Origin of the sequence: Lentzea flava, assembly GCF_014648475.1 — a bacterium.
Taxonomy (GTDB): domain Bacteria; phylum Actinomycetota; class Actinomycetes; order Mycobacteriales; family Pseudonocardiaceae; genus Lentzea; species Lentzea flava.
The window spans coordinates 58,250-72,757 of record NZ_BMRE01000013.1; the positions used below are offsets into that span (position 1 = coordinate 58,250).

At 65.2% G+C, this 14,508-nt stretch carries 14 protein-coding genes and 1 pseudogene; 9 read left to right on the top strand and 6 right to left on the bottom strand.

The window, feature by feature from the left end:
- Nucleotides 1-22: 22 nt before the first annotated feature.
- Nucleotides 23-1,384: a helix-turn-helix domain-containing protein gene (locus IEZ09_RS17455; protein WP_189254768.1), complete on the bottom strand. Its 1,362-nt coding sequence runs from the start codon at nucleotides 1,382-1,384 to the stop codon at nucleotides 23-25.
- 248 nt (nucleotides 1,385-1,632) lie between these two features.
- Here IEZ09_RS17455 and IEZ09_RS47720 point away from each other — a divergent pair, with 248 nt between their 5' ends.
- Nucleotides 1,633-2,385 (top strand): acyltransferase, encoded by a 753-nt coding sequence (locus IEZ09_RS47720; protein WP_189254769.1) that lies wholly within the window; start codon nucleotides 1,633-1,635, stop codon nucleotides 2,383-2,385.
- Nucleotides 2,382-3,593 (top strand): acyl-CoA dehydrogenase family protein, encoded by a 1,212-nt coding sequence (locus tag IEZ09_RS17465; protein ID WP_189254770.1) that lies wholly within the window; start codon nucleotides 2,382-2,384, stop codon nucleotides 3,591-3,593. Before IEZ09_RS47720 ends, IEZ09_RS17465 begins: the two co-directional genes overlap by 4 nt.
- A 28-nt stretch (nucleotides 3,594-3,621) precedes the next feature.
- Here the strand turns inward: IEZ09_RS17465 and IEZ09_RS17470 are convergent, their stop codons facing one another.
- A complete protein-coding gene (locus IEZ09_RS17470; protein WP_229812654.1) occupies nucleotides 3,622-4,092 on the bottom strand; it encodes an NUDIX domain-containing protein in 471 nt (156 codons plus the stop codon).
- A 285-nt stretch (nucleotides 4,093-4,377) separates the two neighbouring features.
- Between IEZ09_RS17470 and IEZ09_RS17475 the strand changes: the two genes are divergently transcribed.
- Nucleotides 4,378-5,250 (top strand): Scr1 family TA system antitoxin-like transcriptional regulator, encoded by an 873-nt coding sequence (locus IEZ09_RS17475; RefSeq protein WP_189254771.1) that lies wholly within the window; start codon nucleotides 4,378-4,380, stop codon nucleotides 5,248-5,250.
- Nucleotides 5,251-5,322: 72 nt separating this feature from the next.
- Here IEZ09_RS17475 and IEZ09_RS17480 read toward each other — a convergent pair whose 3' ends face one another.
- Nucleotides 5,323-5,850 carry a hypothetical protein gene (locus IEZ09_RS17480; RefSeq protein WP_189254772.1) on the bottom strand — a complete coding sequence of 176 codons (528 nt, stop codon included), beginning with the start codon at nucleotides 5,848-5,850 and terminating at the stop codon, nucleotides 5,323-5,325.
- A 220-nt stretch (nucleotides 5,851-6,070) separates the two neighbouring features.
- Between IEZ09_RS17480 and IEZ09_RS17485 the strand changes: the two genes are divergently transcribed.
- A complete protein-coding gene (locus IEZ09_RS17485; protein ID WP_189254773.1) occupies nucleotides 6,071-6,310 on the top strand; it encodes a DinB family protein in 240 nt (79 codons plus the stop codon).
- Nucleotides 6,311-6,385: 75 nt separating this feature from the next.
- Here the strand turns inward: IEZ09_RS17485 and IEZ09_RS46485 are convergent.
- Both IEZ09_RS46485 and IEZ09_RS17490 read right to left on the bottom strand, forming a co-directional pair.
- A pseudogene (locus tag IEZ09_RS46485) lies at nucleotides 6,386-6,564 on the bottom strand (IS21 family transposase); the annotation flags it as partial.
- Nucleotides 6,565-6,610: 46 nt separating this feature from the next.
- The gene (locus IEZ09_RS17490) at nucleotides 6,611-7,534 is read right to left on the bottom strand and encodes an oxidoreductase (RefSeq protein ID WP_189254774.1); all 924 of its coding nucleotides are present in this window, start codon (nucleotides 7,532-7,534) and stop codon (nucleotides 6,611-6,613) included.
- A 79-nt stretch (nucleotides 7,535-7,613) separates the two neighbouring features.
- On the opposite strand from IEZ09_RS17490, the gene IEZ09_RS17495 reads away from it, so the two are divergent.
- Nucleotides 7,614-8,207, top strand: coding sequence for a TetR/AcrR family transcriptional regulator (locus IEZ09_RS17495; protein WP_189254775.1), 594 nt, complete (start codon nucleotides 7,614-7,616; stop codon nucleotides 8,205-8,207).
- Between the two features lie 628 nt (nucleotides 8,208-8,835).
- On the opposite strand, the gene IEZ09_RS17500 is transcribed toward IEZ09_RS17495, so the two are convergent.
- Nucleotides 8,836-9,093 (bottom strand): hypothetical protein, encoded by a 258-nt coding sequence (locus IEZ09_RS17500; protein ID WP_189254776.1) that lies wholly within the window; start codon nucleotides 9,091-9,093, stop codon nucleotides 8,836-8,838.
- Nucleotides 9,094-9,208: 115 nt separating this feature from the next.
- On the opposite strand from IEZ09_RS17500, the gene IEZ09_RS17505 reads away from it, so the two are divergent.
- From IEZ09_RS17505 to IEZ09_RS17520, 4 genes are all read left to right on the top strand, one after another.
- Complete coding sequence (locus IEZ09_RS17505; protein WP_189254777.1) at nucleotides 9,209-10,312, top strand: hypothetical protein; 1,104 nt, start codon at nucleotides 9,209-9,211, stop codon at nucleotides 10,310-10,312.
- 331 nt (nucleotides 10,313-10,643) lie between these two features.
- The gene (locus IEZ09_RS17510; RefSeq protein WP_189254778.1) at nucleotides 10,644-11,957 is read left to right on the top strand and encodes a dsDNA nuclease domain-containing protein; all 1,314 of its coding nucleotides are present in this window, start codon (nucleotides 10,644-10,646) and stop codon (nucleotides 11,955-11,957) included.
- The gene (locus tag IEZ09_RS46490; protein WP_229812655.1) at nucleotides 11,954-12,514 is read left to right on the top strand and encodes a hypothetical protein; all 561 of its coding nucleotides are present in this window, start codon (nucleotides 11,954-11,956) and stop codon (nucleotides 12,512-12,514) included. Before IEZ09_RS17510 ends, IEZ09_RS46490 begins: the two co-directional genes overlap by 4 nt.
- Nucleotide 12,515: 1 nt before the next feature.
- Entirely contained in the window at nucleotides 12,516-14,468 is a 1,953-nt protein-coding gene (locus tag IEZ09_RS17520) for an AAA family ATPase (RefSeq protein WP_189254779.1), read from the top strand.
- Nucleotides 14,469-14,508 lie beyond the last annotated feature (40 nt).

Consider the following 14,508-nt stretch of genomic DNA (forward strand, 5'->3'; position numbering starts at 1 on the left):
TCAGATCGAGTGCATGTGACGTCTACACGACGGCACCGGTTCGGGCAGCAAAGGCGCGCAGGCCAGGAAGCTCGCGTGTGGTCGGGTTTCGCAGCAGGTTGATGGTGATCTGCTGGATCGGTTTGCGGTAGCGGACTTCGTCTGGCGACGCGTGTTCGGCGGCGAGCAGTGCTCGGTAACAGTGCTCGGGTTTGTTCCATTCGTGGAACGCGTGGGCGACGTCGGACCAGTAGCGGGCGCGGCGTTCGGCCAGCGGGATGGCGGCGGCGTTGATCTGCTTGGCCGCCTCGATGGCGGTGCCGTAGTCACCGAGGGCACGGGCGACGCTGACCCGGTAGAGGCCGACCCCGGTGGGACCGAAGGCGGTGAACCGGTGATTGCCATCGGTGCCGAGCCTGGCAGCAGCCTCGACCGCCTCAGCGGTCAAGGTCCGCGCGGTGTCCCGGTCCCCGTCCACGGCCGCGGTGTACGCGGAGGTGGAGAGCAGGGCTCCGTACACCGACAGGTGTTCCGGGCCGCGATGCAGTTCGGGCTGCAGGGTCGCGATGGTGCTGAAGATCAGACGCTGCGCGGCGTCGGCGTGCCCGGTGCGGCGCAGCACGATCGCCCATGCGCGGTGCGCGGAAGCCTGGGCGATAAGGTCGTCGGAGTCGTGCGCCGCCTGCATCGCCCGGTCTGCCGTGGTCCACGCGAGCTGTTCGCGGTCGAGTTTGACCATCAGCTCGGAGGCCAGCGTGTAGAGGTCGGCCAGCAGGCCGTTCGCGGCGGCGACGTCGTCGTTTTCCGCGCGGGTGGCCATCGTGGTGGACAACAGCGCGGGCAGCCGCGTGGCGGCCTCGGTGTAGCGGCCGAGCTGGAACACCGACCGCGCTGCCTCGACCTGGTGCCTCAACTGGGGGATCGTGACCGGATTAGCGCCGGTGACGGGTGGATCGAGCAGAGCGCGCTCGAGCGTGCTCACCGGATCGGCCACGGCAGGTGACCCCGCGCCGAGCACGGCGGTGCCGGCCAGACTGGTCAGTCCCGCGAGCAGCGTGCGACGACGCATGGGATCGGTCTCCTCGTCCGGCGCCAGGATGACGTTGACCCTAGCGACGGGACGCGGTGCGTGCACGGACCGTGATGTGGTGTCGGACAGACCAAGCAGGTGCGGTGGGATCTGCAGGGCTTTGGCCAGGCATCGGAGCACCTGCACGTCGCGCAACGGCTGCTTGCCGCGTTCCATCCGCGACAGCGTTGAGACGGAGTAGCCGCACCTCTCGGAGAGGTCGGCGAGGGTGAGAGGGATGGCACGGCGAACGGCGCGCACCACTGCGCCGAGGTCACCGGATTCGATAGCGACGCGAACCTCGTTGGTTTCCCAGATCGCGCGAGTCGGATCCATCGCCTGCGCTCCTCACTCAGAGCAGGACATGTCAGCGTATCCAAACGATCACTTTCCGTGCCAGCCGATTTGCAGACCCTGCAAACGGCCGGCCAACCTCGGCAACTCTGCTGTTCAGCGAGGTGGATGAGGTCGTGTTCTAGGTACTGCCGCGGCAGTAACCGTCCTGTCGCGGGAGGAGGGACACGATGACCGCCAACCCAGGAACTTCGCCGTCGATACCGAGCGTGTCGGCGGTTGGCCTCGAAATGACCGCCTCCGAGCTCGATCGGGCAGGCCTCCTGCAAGCCGACAGCAACGTGGTGATCAGCCGGTACGCGGTGTTCGTGCCGGCTGACGAACTCGGCACGCCTAGGCCGGTCGTGATCCGATCCGGCGCGGTGATCAGCCCGTTCGCTGTCGTGCATGGCGGCACCACGATCGGCGAGCAAGCCCGCGTCGAGGAGCACACCGTCCTCGGCAAGCCCGAACTCGGCTACGCGGTCGGAAAGATCCGCCCCGGTGTCGGTGGCCGCACGGTGATCGGCGCCGGTGCCACCGTCCGCTCCGGCGCGGTCGTGTACGCGGAGGCCAGCATCGGGGTGAATTCGCTGGTCGGGCACCACACGCTGCTGCGCACGGCCGTGCAGATCGGCGCCGACACCCAGCTCGGCCACCACCTGACCGTGGAACGTGACACCCGCATCGGCCGCGACGTGCGCTGCTCACCCGGCTCGCACATCACCAGCTCGACCGTGGTCGCCGACCGGGTGTTCCTCGGCGCCGGCGTCCGCACCATCAACGACAAGACGCTGACCTGGCGAGATCCGCACCGCGAACCCACCCTCGCGGCTCCGAGGTTCGAAACCGGAACCAAGATCGGTAGTGGCTGCGTCCTGCTGGCCGGCGTGACGATCGGCGAGCACGCCCTTGTCGGCGCTGGCTCCCTGGTCACCCACGACATTCCGCCGGGCGCGCTGGCTTACGGCCACCCGGCCCGTGTGCACGGGGAGGCCCGGTGAACCGCGGCGAGGCGATTACGACCTGGCTGAAGCCGCTTCGGCCTGTGCTCGACCCCGGTAGCCAGATCGATTGGACGCGGCTGACGACACTCGCCGAGGCGCTGGACCGAACCCTGGTGACGTACCCGGTCGGACCGGATCTGCCCGCTGGGGTCGAGCGCAGCGACCGCCTCCGGGCGATCCGGCAGGACTTGGCCGACCATGGCCATATCGACACCACAGATGCCCCCGCCCTGTTCCAGGTGTTGGCGCAGTTCGTGTGCGGCTACCGCGACATCGATCTTCGTGATGCGACCGGACTTGGCCACGGCTCGCTCATTGCTCGCCACGGCAGTCCACAGGCCCGGCAGCGGTGGATCGCGCGGTTGCTGGGAGGCGAGCTGGCGGGGATCGCCGTCACCGAACCTCACGGCGGTTCCCGTCTAGCGGAGACTCGCACTCGGGCGGTCGCCGGATCCGATGGAACGTGGCTGGTGACCGGGCGCAAGACCTGGATCAGCCGCCTGACCGAGGCAGCCGTCTTCGTGCTGTTCTTCCGAGCCCCGAACGGCCGCCTGACCGCCGCGGTGGTCGACGCCACCGAGCCGGGCCTTCACCGCCAGCCCATCCCGCCGACCGGGCTCGCCGGCTGGACCTGGGGCGTCCTCGATCTCGACGCCGTGCAGGTCCGGCAGGAGGACGTCCTGCATGGAGACGGGATGGTGTTGCTGCGCGAGCACTTCGCCCGCTATCGGCCGTTGGTCACGGCGACAGCACTCGGCGGCGCGGCCGCGGTCTTCGACACCGTGACCCGCAGGCTCTCCGGCCGACAGGCCGCCGGAGAGCTGTCCCGGCTCCGGGACTCCGCGCTGATCACCCTCGGCCGCACGCACACCCAGCTCGCGACGGCGCTGCTCGGCGCCGCACTGGCGTCCCACCTGGCTGAGGCTGGGGATGCCAACGCGGAGCTGTGGGGTGCGGCCACGAAAGCCCACGGAATCGACACCGCTAACGCCGCCGCCGCGGAACTAGCGCTACTGCTTGGCGCGTCCGGGTTTCGCGCCGACTGCCATACCGCCAAGACTCGCCGCGACCTGAGCGGCCTGCTCTACGCCGACGGCATCCACGACAGCCTGTACCGGGCGGCAGGCAAACATCACACCGCGCGCGAGGCCACCGCGCTTCCGGCGCCACGGAGTCGGCTGGAGTCGGTCCCGATGACCGCGTAGCCGTCGCGACAGGGACAACGCGGCCAGATCAGGCGATTCGCTGTCCCTGCTCGCACAGCGCGGTCACGCCCTGCTCAGCCGCCTGCAGCGCTGCAGCCAAGCGGTCGGCCAGCAGTGGCTTCACTTTCGTGCGGGCTTCGGTCAGAGTGTGGAACCCGGCGGAGAGGATCTCGCCGTCTGGGAACACCATGCCCACCAGGTCGGTCTCGTCCAGGACTCCACCGTCGAAGACGAACACCACGCCTTCTGGGCGGGAGTCCTGCGGGCGCACGTAGTCCACCACCAGTAGCCGGCCCAGCGGCCGTTCCCAGCCCAACTCTTCGGTTAGTTCGCGGGTCGCGGTCGCCCATGGGGACTCATCCGCGTCCACCGCGCCGCCGGGAATCTCCCAGTTCGGTTTGTACGACGGCTCGAGTAGCAGCACCCGGCCTGCCTTGTCGCGGAACAGCACCCCGGCGACCATGCGCTTGCGGGCCAACGTCGCCACGTACTGGTCCACCGGGAGCACCCCGGCAGTGGCAGGCACAGCAGAGTCCGATGTGGTCACCCGCCGCACCATAACCAGCCCCGCGACTGCGAGTTCCGCCGGGGACGGAGGTCGAGCGCAGCCACCCAATCGGGGTCACCGCGGACCTTCGGTGCATACCTGCAGCTCAAGCCGTGCGGGTGCGAGATTCCTGCTGGATTCCTGCGAGATTCGTGAGCTGGTGTAAGCCGGTGCGGGGGAGGTTGGCTCAGGTTCGTCCAGCACGAAGGATTTGCAGTCACCGCAAGGAAATGCTCAATGCCGAAACGATCTTCCACGGCGAGAGGCCGTGAGTTTGGCGATGGTCTCCGAAAGGCGATCGCTAAAGCAGGGTTCACGTCGCGCGCGCTCGCCGAGATCCTCGGCTGGGACGAGGCCAAGCTCTCGGACCTGATCAACGGCAAGGGCGGCACCAGCCTTGTCGAGCTGGGCGTGTTGCTGGGCATCTGCCGGGTGAGCCCCGCTGAGCGTGACCACCTGCTGTCGCTCTTCCCGGTCGCGCACATCAGGGACTGGTTGCAGCACCACGGACCTGACGGGTTCGATCCGCAGCGTACGTTCGTGGAGAACCTCACCACCGCCGAGACGCTGGTCAGCTGGGAGCTGCACAAACTGCCGATCCTCTTGCGGACTCAGGCCTACGTGCGTGCGGAGCTCGCGGCTTCGGGCAGGGTGCCCGCTGGCGAGTTGGAAGCAAGCGTGAAGGCGCGACTGGAGATGCAGCAGGAGCTTCGTCGGCGAAGCTTGAAGTGCGTGTTCTACATCCACGAGGTGGCATTGCGCTTGCCGGTCGGTGGACACGACGCTCATGTCGAGCAAGTGCATCACGTGCTGCGGATGGCGGTGCGGTTGAACATCGTCATCCGGGTAGTGCCCACGGCGCTCGGCGCGCACGTGGGCATGAGCGGGTCATTCACCCAACTGACTTCAGAGAAGTACGAGCCTCTGGTGTGCGTGAACCTCGAGAACTCCACCCTGTTCGTCGAGGACAAAGCTGCTGTCCAGGGCTACGAAACCGTTGTCCGTACGCTCGATCAGATCAGCTTGGGGGAGGAAGAGTCGAAGGCCCTGATCGTTGCGCTGGGTGAAGAGTTGTCAGGCGAAGGACCAGCACCGCAGATGGCCTCGTGACGTAGATGAAGGGCCATGCCGCCAGCGCGTAAGGGCAGACGGCATGGCGCCCTGACAGGAGAGGCGTGCGGACTAGGTCGTGCTGGTGCGCAGTGCGGCCCAGGCCTGCTTGCGGCTGGCCTCGGCGCCGATGGGGCTGTAGGGCCGGAAACGCACCCGGACTCCGTAGATCCAGACGGCGTTGAGGTCTCCGACCCGGCTGACGCCGGCGGCGAGTTCACCGGGCTCGATCGTTCCGCTCTCGGGGTCATCGCCGATGCGGACCAGCTTCTGCACGACCTCGTGTGCGTACGGGCCGCCGTGCCAGTCCATGTCGATGTGCCCGTCGATCGTGCGCCAGGTGTCGCGCGACGTGGCACCGGTGAGCACGTGGAAGTCCCGCAGCGCGAGCTCCACAGCGCCCAAGGCTGCTCGATGAGCGGCTACCGATGGAAGTGGAGACGCCCCAGATCGCGCGATGTCCCACATCACCGGCACCTTCGGGTGCGCCGACAACCACTCCAGTTGCTCTTGGATCTGCAGGCGAGCCCGCCTGTACGTGGTCCCCAGGACGTCGCTGCGGTTGTGCGCGGTCGCCTTGAAGTTCCTGTCGCTTGTCATGATCACGTCCGCAATCGCGGGAAGCCCACACCCTCCCGCTGGATAGTGATCCGACGAGACGGCGTACGCGATTCACTGAACCTTGACCTCATCGCACCGGTCGGTGTGGGCGACCACGTGCTCGGAGAGCGGCCTGCGTACCGGCCTGACCGGATGCTAGCGCAAGCACTGCCGTCCTCTGTCTTCCCCACGCCGAACCTGCTGGCGCACACTGGCTGTTGTGGACAAGCAGTCCGTTCACGACGACTTCGAGCGTGCGAGGGCGACATTTCGCACGCTGATCGACGGTGCTGGCGACGACGAGTTGCGACGTCGCTCGGACGGCACGCGGTGGACCAACCGGCAGCTGCTGTTCCACATGTTGCTCGGTTTCCTGATCATGCGAGCGCTGCTGGCACTGGCGAAGCTCGTTGCCCGGCTGCCGGCGTGGTTCGGTCGTTGCCTTGTCAACGGTTCCTGAATTCTGCCCACTGGAAGTCCGGGAAATGGACCCCCAGTGGGTTGATCAGCCGCGGCCCGCACGGTTCTCGTTGGCGACCAGGACCGGCAGGACCCGCTGCCGCCGGGTGCGACCTGGACCCTTGTCTCTGGAAACCACAGGTGGGACTGGGGGATCTGGCCGGGTTCGTAGGCCACCCGGTCGACGGGGTCGATGCCGACGTACTCCGGCCGGATCTCGGCCCGTTTCTTTGTCAGCGGAGACACCGAGTGTGGCTACCTGCCCCGTCACAGGTCGCCTGCTCGATGGGCGGCCACGGCTTCAGGATCGAACTGCCGCGGTCAGCTGCGGGAAGGTGACGCCGGTCAGCTCTTCGGAGATGGTCCACAGACGGCGGGCGGTGGCCGGGTCGCTGGCCGTTGCCGAACGGCCGGCCAGAGCGGGGGCGCCGCGCATCTCGAACATGCCGTCGGGGCCTACGTAACTCGCGCCGGGAAGGTCCTGGACGGCCGCGTACAAGGAGTTGAGTGCGCCGGCCTGGCCGTCCTGGGCGATGAGCTTGTTGCCGAGGCGGAAGAAGAGGCGTCGCAGGGTGCTGGCGTCGTTGCCCTGGAGGTTGGTGGCGGCCCAGCCGGGGTGGGCGGCCAGCGCGCGGACGGGTGAGCCGGCTGCGGTGAGCCGTCGCTGGAGTTCCAGGGTGAACAGCAGCATCGCCAGCTTGGACTGGCTGTAGGCGGTCATCGGGTCGTACTCGCCGGTCAGGTCGAGGTTGTCGAAGTGGATGCGGGGGCTGCCCGGGGACTTGTGCGCGGTGGACGACAGGGACACCACGCGGTCTGTGATGTGCGGCAGCAACAGGTTGGTCAGGGCGAAGTGGCCCAGGTAGTTGGTGCCGAACTGCGTCTCGAAACCGTCCTTGGTGCGGCCCTCGGGGACGTTCATGACGCCGGCGTTGTTAATGAGCACGTCCAGGTCACCGTGCCAGCCGGCGGCGAACTCGCGCACGGAGGCAAGGTCGGCCAGGTCGAGCCGACGGACCTCCACGCTGCCGTTCACCGTCGCGGCTGCGGCTTCACCGCGCTCGGTGTCCCGCACGGCGAGGACAACGTGGGCGCCCGCGGTGGCCAGTGCCGTGGCGGTGGCGAGTCCGAGGCCGCTGTTGGCGCCGGTCACGACGGCAGTGCGGCCGGTCTGGTCGGGGATGTCGGTGGTGTTCCAGGGCTGGGAATGCGTGTTCGTTGCCATGCCCCCAATGTAGACACTGATCACAATGTAGGCAACGTTAACAATGTAGGCGTCGCTCACACTCGGCTAGGCTGGGAGCATGACGGACCGCCCCTACCACCACGGAGATCTCCCCGCCGCACTGCTCGACCGGGCCGAGAAGACACTGCGCGAGAAGGGGGCGTCCGCGTTGTCCCTGCGTGAACTGGCCCGCGAGATCGGGGTGAGCCCCGCCGCGCCGAGTCGCCACTTCAAGTCCAAGCAGGCGCTGCTGGACGCCCTGGCGCTGACCGGGTTCGAACGGCTCGCCGAGGCCATCGCAGCCTCGCAGGAAGGCGCTGGTGTGGCGTTCGCCAACCGGCTGGATGCCGCGGCCCGCGCCTACGTGGGCTTCGCCGTGGACAACGCCGCACTGCTCGACCTGATGTTCTCGGTCAAGCACAGTCCGGAGGCGTCGCAGGCACTCGGGGCGACCGTCCACCGGTGGTCCGATCAACTCCTGGAGCTGATCGGCGACGGGCAGCGCCGGGGCGAAGTGCGCGAGGGGCCACTCGAACGAATTGCCTTGCCGGTCTTCGCGGCGCTGCACGGCTACACCGGCCTGACGGTGAGCGGCATGCTGCCGCCCGAGGCGGCCGAGTACGGCTTGGACGACCTGATCGCATCCATCCTGCGCGGCTGCGCGCCGCAGTAGACCCGCGCAGGATGATCGGATGAGTCAACTTTCAAGAGCTGGCTGAAGGCCACCTCTCAGAGATTGGCGACAAACCTGTGATTATGCCGACCGTGCCCAACGAAAACCGTTCTGCCACAACGGTTTAGCGACCGACCGGCATAACCGAAGAGTCTGCATAAGACGATTTATGCCGACTTCGACATAACTCGTCACCCTCCCAGACGGTGAATGGACTGCTAAGCACGCTGGTCGCCACCCGAAGTCGGTGCCGTTCGTGACTGGCGGAGGGCGAGTTCGAAGTAGAGCTCTTCGGACAGCTCGGCTCGATCGGGAGCGGGTGCCGTGGCCGACAACCGCCAGAAGTGATCAGCACCGTCGGTGGCGCATGCCAGGCAACTGATGCGAGCCTCTCCGTCGTGTACGACCGCATGGAACTGGGAGTGCCCAAGCGTGTGCCGGCCAAGCTTGCATCTCGCCGGCAAGAGAGCCACCTGTCGGCCGGCCGAGTCGTACCTGTACGTCAGCTTGCCGTCCATTTGGGACGGTTTGAGAGGCTGTCGATCCATGACGCGAGAACCTATCATCTAGATCGAACATATGTTCGAGTGAGCGCGTGCGGCGCTGACTGACCGAGCGGGTAGCTGATCTATTCGTCGCTCAATGGCTGTGCTTCATCGTCTGCGCCTCTTCGAAGGCGCCTGTGAAGGCCACCGCTGCGGAGAGCCGCGATGATCTTTGCACGCTCGCCGGGTCTTGTGCCGCGGAGGGCAATCATCAGGTCGAGCGTCGGCCGGACTGCCAGGCCGATCGCGACCACCGACGTGATCATCTCGATGCTCGGCACGATCACCTTCCTGGATGAGGGTGTTTGAGCAGCCCGGTGATGATCGCTGGACGTCGTCAAGGTGCTCCTCCTGGTTGATCGCCCTGAATCGCTGGACGAACAGGCCAAGTGCGCCACCGTCACAGTTCGGCGGTTCGTCGAAGTTCGGGGGGTTCCAAGTGGCTACGGTGATCTCATGCCACGGACCAAGGCGAGTTGCGCAGATGTGCAGCTGGCGACGTGGGCCGCGCAGGCCGGCGCTGACATCTCGACGAGGCAGATCGAGCGCTGGCGTGAACAAGGGTTGGTGCCGCGAAACCTCAAACGAAGTCTCGGGCGAGGGAAAGGGAGCACCTCCGAGCCCGCGCCAGGCGCTGCAGATCTGGTCATCTGGCTTGCCCGGCACGCAAGACCCGGTCGCAGGCCTACTGATCTCGCGTTGGCCGCATTCAGCGAAGGCTTGGCTGTGCCTGAGCTCACCGTCAGGAAGGCGTTCGCCGCGGTCATCGGCAACGTGAACGCCACTGTTGGAAGGTTCGCTACCGCTCATGAAGGGACGAACCCAAGGCGAGCTGTGGCCTCATCGACACTCGTCCCAGGGCGGATCCGGCGGATCGATAGAGCCATTGGTGCGATTGTCAACACCGCTGACCTAACCCTGGCGGCACTGGACTCGGGATTCGGTACAGGAGTTCTCACGTCTGCTGAAGTGGGCAGTATCGCTGCCCACGCCCTGCGGGAAGGCGCTGACTCGATCGACCTTGGAGCAATGGCTGCGATCGGTCGATCCCTGCTGCCGAAGGGAACGGCGGCACCGATGCTTGGACTGCTTGAGTTCAACACACCAACCCTGAGGCTGAGTGACGGATCCGTAGTGTCGAATGAGGAAGGCGGCCTGGGTTTTCTCCCGGAGGGAGACTTTCTTGATCACCTTCATGGCTTGGCAGCCGGGACTCCGCTCGACGAGCTGCTGAGTGCCTGGCATCTGGCCATGCAGCTGTCTGCCTGGGCAATCGACTTGTGCGAGCGCGTCGAACATGAGCTTGAGGTAGGAACGCCCGGTGCTGCGGTAGAGGAGTGGCTGTGGACATCGTGGGGGCTCGGTCGCTCTTGGTTGGTCTCGGCGATCCGCGACAAGAATCGGCCAGTCGACATTGCGACCACCACGCTCATGCTGATCTTTACGCGGGACATGGTGCGGTGGCTGAGGCAGAACGTTGCCGATGGTCGGTTTGATCTCTTGAGTCATCCCATCGGGCTGCCACGATTGCTCGCGCCTTTGCTCGCGCCACAGGCATAGCCGGGTGCGTGATCGTGCGCACGCAACACGCTCGATTCCTGAGGCTCGAAGTCTCGTGTGCCGGTGTCCGAGTAGCTCGGTGGACAGCGGCGAAGCGGCAGAGCAGCTGTCAGGCTGAGTGCAACTTGACCGTGGCGTGTGTGCACCTGAGCGAATCGCCGTTCGCGCACGTGTTCGACAGATGTGTGCGGTCCTGGCCTATGTGGGCCCCTAATGGGCGTAACGCAGCAGACACTGGGCCTGATCGTTAACACCCGACTGGTGGAGCACGATCTGATGGAAAGCGAGGTAGAACGGATGGACGTTGGCGCAGCTCGTTGGGGGTGGCTGGATGTCGGACACCGAGGTGCCGCCTGCGCCGTCCTCTCCGGACTGTGTCGCGCCTGCTGAAGATGCGGGGCCTGAGACACAGGTTCGTTACAGGTTCCAATATCAGGTTGCTGCCGCGCACTGTTTGTCCCTGGCCCAGGCGGGCGGCGTGCGGATCGTGTGTGAGTGGCACGCCGACTTCCTGATGGAGACAGACGGAGGAGCCTGGGAGATCGTCTCGGTCAAGCACCTGGACGAGGGGTCGTGGACGTTCGCCACATTGTTCGACGAAGGTGGTCTAGCTCGGCTGTTCGACACTTGGAATGGACTGGGGCGCACAGCGCGAGCGAGACTGTGTACGAACGCCGGCTTCTCGACCAGCAAGTCGCCGATCTCGGCGCGCTCTTTGGAAAAGCTCTGTGGCGACGCTATCCAGCTGGACTTACCCGTGTCGGACGACCGGATCTGCAGCGCTGTCGCCTGGGGAATCATCAAAGCTGCGACTAAGGGAAAGTATGCCAACATACCGGCTGCGGGCATACCGGCGACAAAGAAGTGGGTGAGTGGGGACGGCCTGCCTGCTGGGATGTTGGAGGCTGTGAAGGCGTTCCTCGCCGTACTGAGGATCCAGAACTTCCCACACAAGAGCTACATCCGTGATTACGTCATCCGGTCCTATGTGGAGCCTGTGCTGAAGAGCATGGAGCGCGACACGAGAACTGGGCCTGATTGCTACGAGAACCTATTGCACGCTGTTTACAACGCCAGCAGCGATAACGATCACCAACCTCTCGAACCACTCCGGCACCTTGTAGAACCTGATGCGCTGAGCCTGCCGAACAAGATCGACGAACGGGTTAGGCGACGGACGATCACACCCGCAGCAGTCCGGGAGTGTCTGCTCGCGGCCCGAGTTGAGACACCGTCGGTTCTGCCTGCCAGTCGTCGGCCGCCGCAAGCCCCAGGTGGCCAGAAGCTGGATGCGAAGCTGCTGGACGCGGGTGTGGGTGACGACGACCGCAAGTACGCCCAGCGCATGCGCAACCTATGGCACGACTCGTGGCAGCGGCTCAGCACCGGGTTCCCCCAAGACCTGGAGCTTGAATACGAGTTGGAGGAGGAGGTCCTCCACGTCGTCCGATCCTTGAGGCTGGAGCTCACCGGCACGCCTCACTTTGGCTCTCGGCTGATAGCAGCGCTTCATGAACGTCTGCAGGTCAAGGGTTTGCGTGACGAGCCGACTCTCGCCTTGCACGACGCACATCTGCGTGGGCTCGCCTACGAGTTGAGCGACCAATGTCTGTTTAACTTCAAGGACTTCGGGGCATCGTCGTGACGGCGGCCCAAGCGTCGGAACGCGGTCGCGCTGCTCGTCTGCAGCGGCGTCTGCTGACCGAATCTGACTATCACCAGGCAAGGATCTTGCTGTTGCTGGCGGGTTTTACCGACGGGGAGGAGCCGTTCATCGGCCTCACCAGGCTGGTGAAGCTGGACTTCCTGCTCCGTTATCCCGCTATGGCAACGCGTTTGTTCCCTGTCGATGCCGGATGGACAGAAGGCGCTGAGCCGGCTCGTGACGAGCTGCTCGCCGTCGAAAGTCGGATGATCCGATACCGATACGGGCCATGGGACGACCGCTACTACCCAATGCTCGGTGCCTTGGTCGGTCGCGGCATGCTGGTGTTCACCGGTGGGCGCAGCTTCGCGGTGCGGGTCACTGAACTCGGCAGGCGGGTTGCGTCGCAGATCGCTGAGCTTCCGGAATGGCAACGTACTGCTGCGAGGATTCCAGTCTTGCGAGAACACCTGAACCTCAGCGGTGAACAGTTGAAGAACATGATCTACGAGCACCTGGACGAAGTCGCCGCACTTCCGCACGGGGCGGAGATCTGACATGGCGACGAAACTTCGGTTGATTGCCCTGACGGTCACCACGGCCGACGACGAGCGGACGTATCGTTTCGCTCACGACCTCACGGTCATCAGCGGTCCTGTTGCCACCGGCAAGTCCACTCTGCTCATGCTGATCAAGTACGCACTCGGCGGCAATGCGGTGTTGACACCCGCGGTGCAGGAGCACGTTCGGTTCGTCACGCTGGAAGTTGACTTCGGGGACGAGCCACAGCATCTTCGACTACGCCGCAACGTCGCAGGGGACCGCAGCCGAGTCCAGCTCCTGGAGCACGGTTCGGACATTCCCGAACAGCACCTGACGGTGAAGCCGCGTCCTGGCGAGGAGACGGTTTCACGGCACCTGCTCGCCGCACTCGGCATCGATGCATACCGGGTTCCGAAGAGCCGGCGGAAAGGCGCCAAGGGCGAGTTCACCACCGTTGGCTTCGGAGATGTATTCGGCTACTGCTACCTGCAGGCAAAGACGATCGACAGCTCCGCCACCGGGCACCTGGACTCGGGAAGGGACTCCAAGCGCAAGACGGTGTTCGAACTTCTCTTCGGGATGATCGATCCCGAGGTGTTCGACTTGCGCGAACAGCGCGACAAGCTGACCTCGACGATCTCCGAACGAGAGACCCAGCTCAGGGCGATTCGGACCTTTGTCGAGGGCGAGAAGCAAAGCTCCTTCGACGAGCTCCGGGCTCTGCGATGGGACAAACAAGAAGTGCTCCGCCATGCCGAGCGAGCGCTGCAGGAGTTGCGTGCCGACGTGGATGCCCTGGTGCGCCAGGACCGAGACGCACGCGAAGAGCTACTGCAAACGCTGAACCTGGCTTCCTCCACGAGAGAAGCAGTGGTCTCGGCACACGAGGTTGTGCGGGCACGTGAAGCTGCGCTTGCTCAGAGCCGTCTAGATCTTGCCCGTCTCGACAAAGCAGCAGCGGCCACGAACTTGCTGGGGCCCTTCGAGTTCGTGACTTGTCCGCGCTGCCTTCAAGGGCTTGCGCATCGCGCTGTCCACAGTGGAGATTGCCTGCTCTGTTTGCAACCCGAACCACCAGCGGTCGCTGCAGTGGAAGACAGCTCGCGGATGCGCTTCGCCACACGCGTCGAAGAAATGGAACAGCTCCTGCGGGTTGAGCAGGATGCGGTGCGAACAGCTGAACTGCGTGCCGCGGAAGCTGACATGCTTGCCGCTGCGGCGCAACGTCGTTACGACGAACTCACCCGAGAAGCCGTATCTCCTCGGGTGCAGGCCGTCGCTGCAGCCAGCACCAATGTCGAGGGCTTGCGTCGAGAGCTGCTCGCCATCGATCAGCGAATCGCCACCTGGCGTCGCATGGAGGAGTTCGAGAAGGAGACCAACCGCTTCCGCGACACGAAGCGCGAACTGAACGCTGACATTAAACGATGGGAGCAAGAGCTCAAGGCGCGGCGCTCCGAGTTGGCTGAGATCTCGCGCCTCTTCGCTCTCGAGGTCGCCCACATTGGCGTACGGGTCAACGGCGAGCCAGCGATCGACGAGAAGACCTACCTGCCAATGATCGGCGGAACAAGCTTGGAGACACTCCAAGCAAGTGGTGGCGGCAGTACGACAGCGATCAACGTCGCCTTCTCGTTGGCGCTGCTGAACTACGCACTTCAGGTACCCGGCGTCCAGTTGCCGAATCTGCTGATCCTCGACTCGCCACGCAAAGGCATCGGCAGCGTCGAGCAGGAGGATGTCGAGCTCGGGCACAAGATCTACGAGCGGTTCAAGACGCTCGCCTACGCGCTGCAGGGACGCGGCCAGCTCATCATTGCTGACAACAACTCAGAACTTCGCGATGAACGTGGTGTTGCGCTGATCGCGCTTACACGCCAGGCGTCCGCAGTCCCGGGGGTCGAGAACACTGGCGTTGGCACCAGGGCGAGGGTCGAGGACTACGATGTCGAGGACGAGGACTACTAACTGCCTGACATAAATAATCAAATGCCTCGCTGTCGGCAAC

Coding starts and splice junctions, on each gene's coding strand:
- IEZ09_RS17455 (WP_189254768.1), bottom strand. CDS start 1,384: ATGGATCCGACTCGCGCGATCTGGGAAACCAACGAGGTTCGCGTCGCT.
- IEZ09_RS47720 (WP_189254769.1), top strand. CDS start 1,633: ATGACCGCCTCCGAGCTCGATCGGGCAGGCCTCCTGCAAGCCGACAGC.
- IEZ09_RS17475 (WP_189254771.1), top strand. CDS start 4,378: ATGCCGAAACGATCTTCCACGGCGAGAGGCCGTGAGTTTGGCGATGGT.
- IEZ09_RS17480 (WP_189254772.1), bottom strand. CDS start 5,850: ATGACAAGCGACAGGAACTTCAAGGCGACCGCGCACAACCGCAGCGAC.
- IEZ09_RS17490 (WP_189254774.1), bottom strand. CDS start 7,534: ATGGCAACGAACACGCATTCCCAGCCCTGGAACACCACCGACATCCCC.
- IEZ09_RS17495 (WP_189254775.1), top strand. CDS start 7,614: ATGACGGACCGCCCCTACCACCACGGAGATCTCCCCGCCGCACTGCTC.
- IEZ09_RS17505 (WP_189254777.1), top strand. CDS start 9,209: ATGCCACGGACCAAGGCGAGTTGCGCAGATGTGCAGCTGGCGACGTGG.
- IEZ09_RS17510 (WP_189254778.1), top strand. CDS start 10,644: ATGTCGGACACCGAGGTGCCGCCTGCGCCGTCCTCTCCGGACTGTGTC.
- IEZ09_RS17520 (WP_189254779.1), top strand. CDS start 12,516: ATGGCGACGAAACTTCGGTTGATTGCCCTGACGGTCACCACGGCCGAC.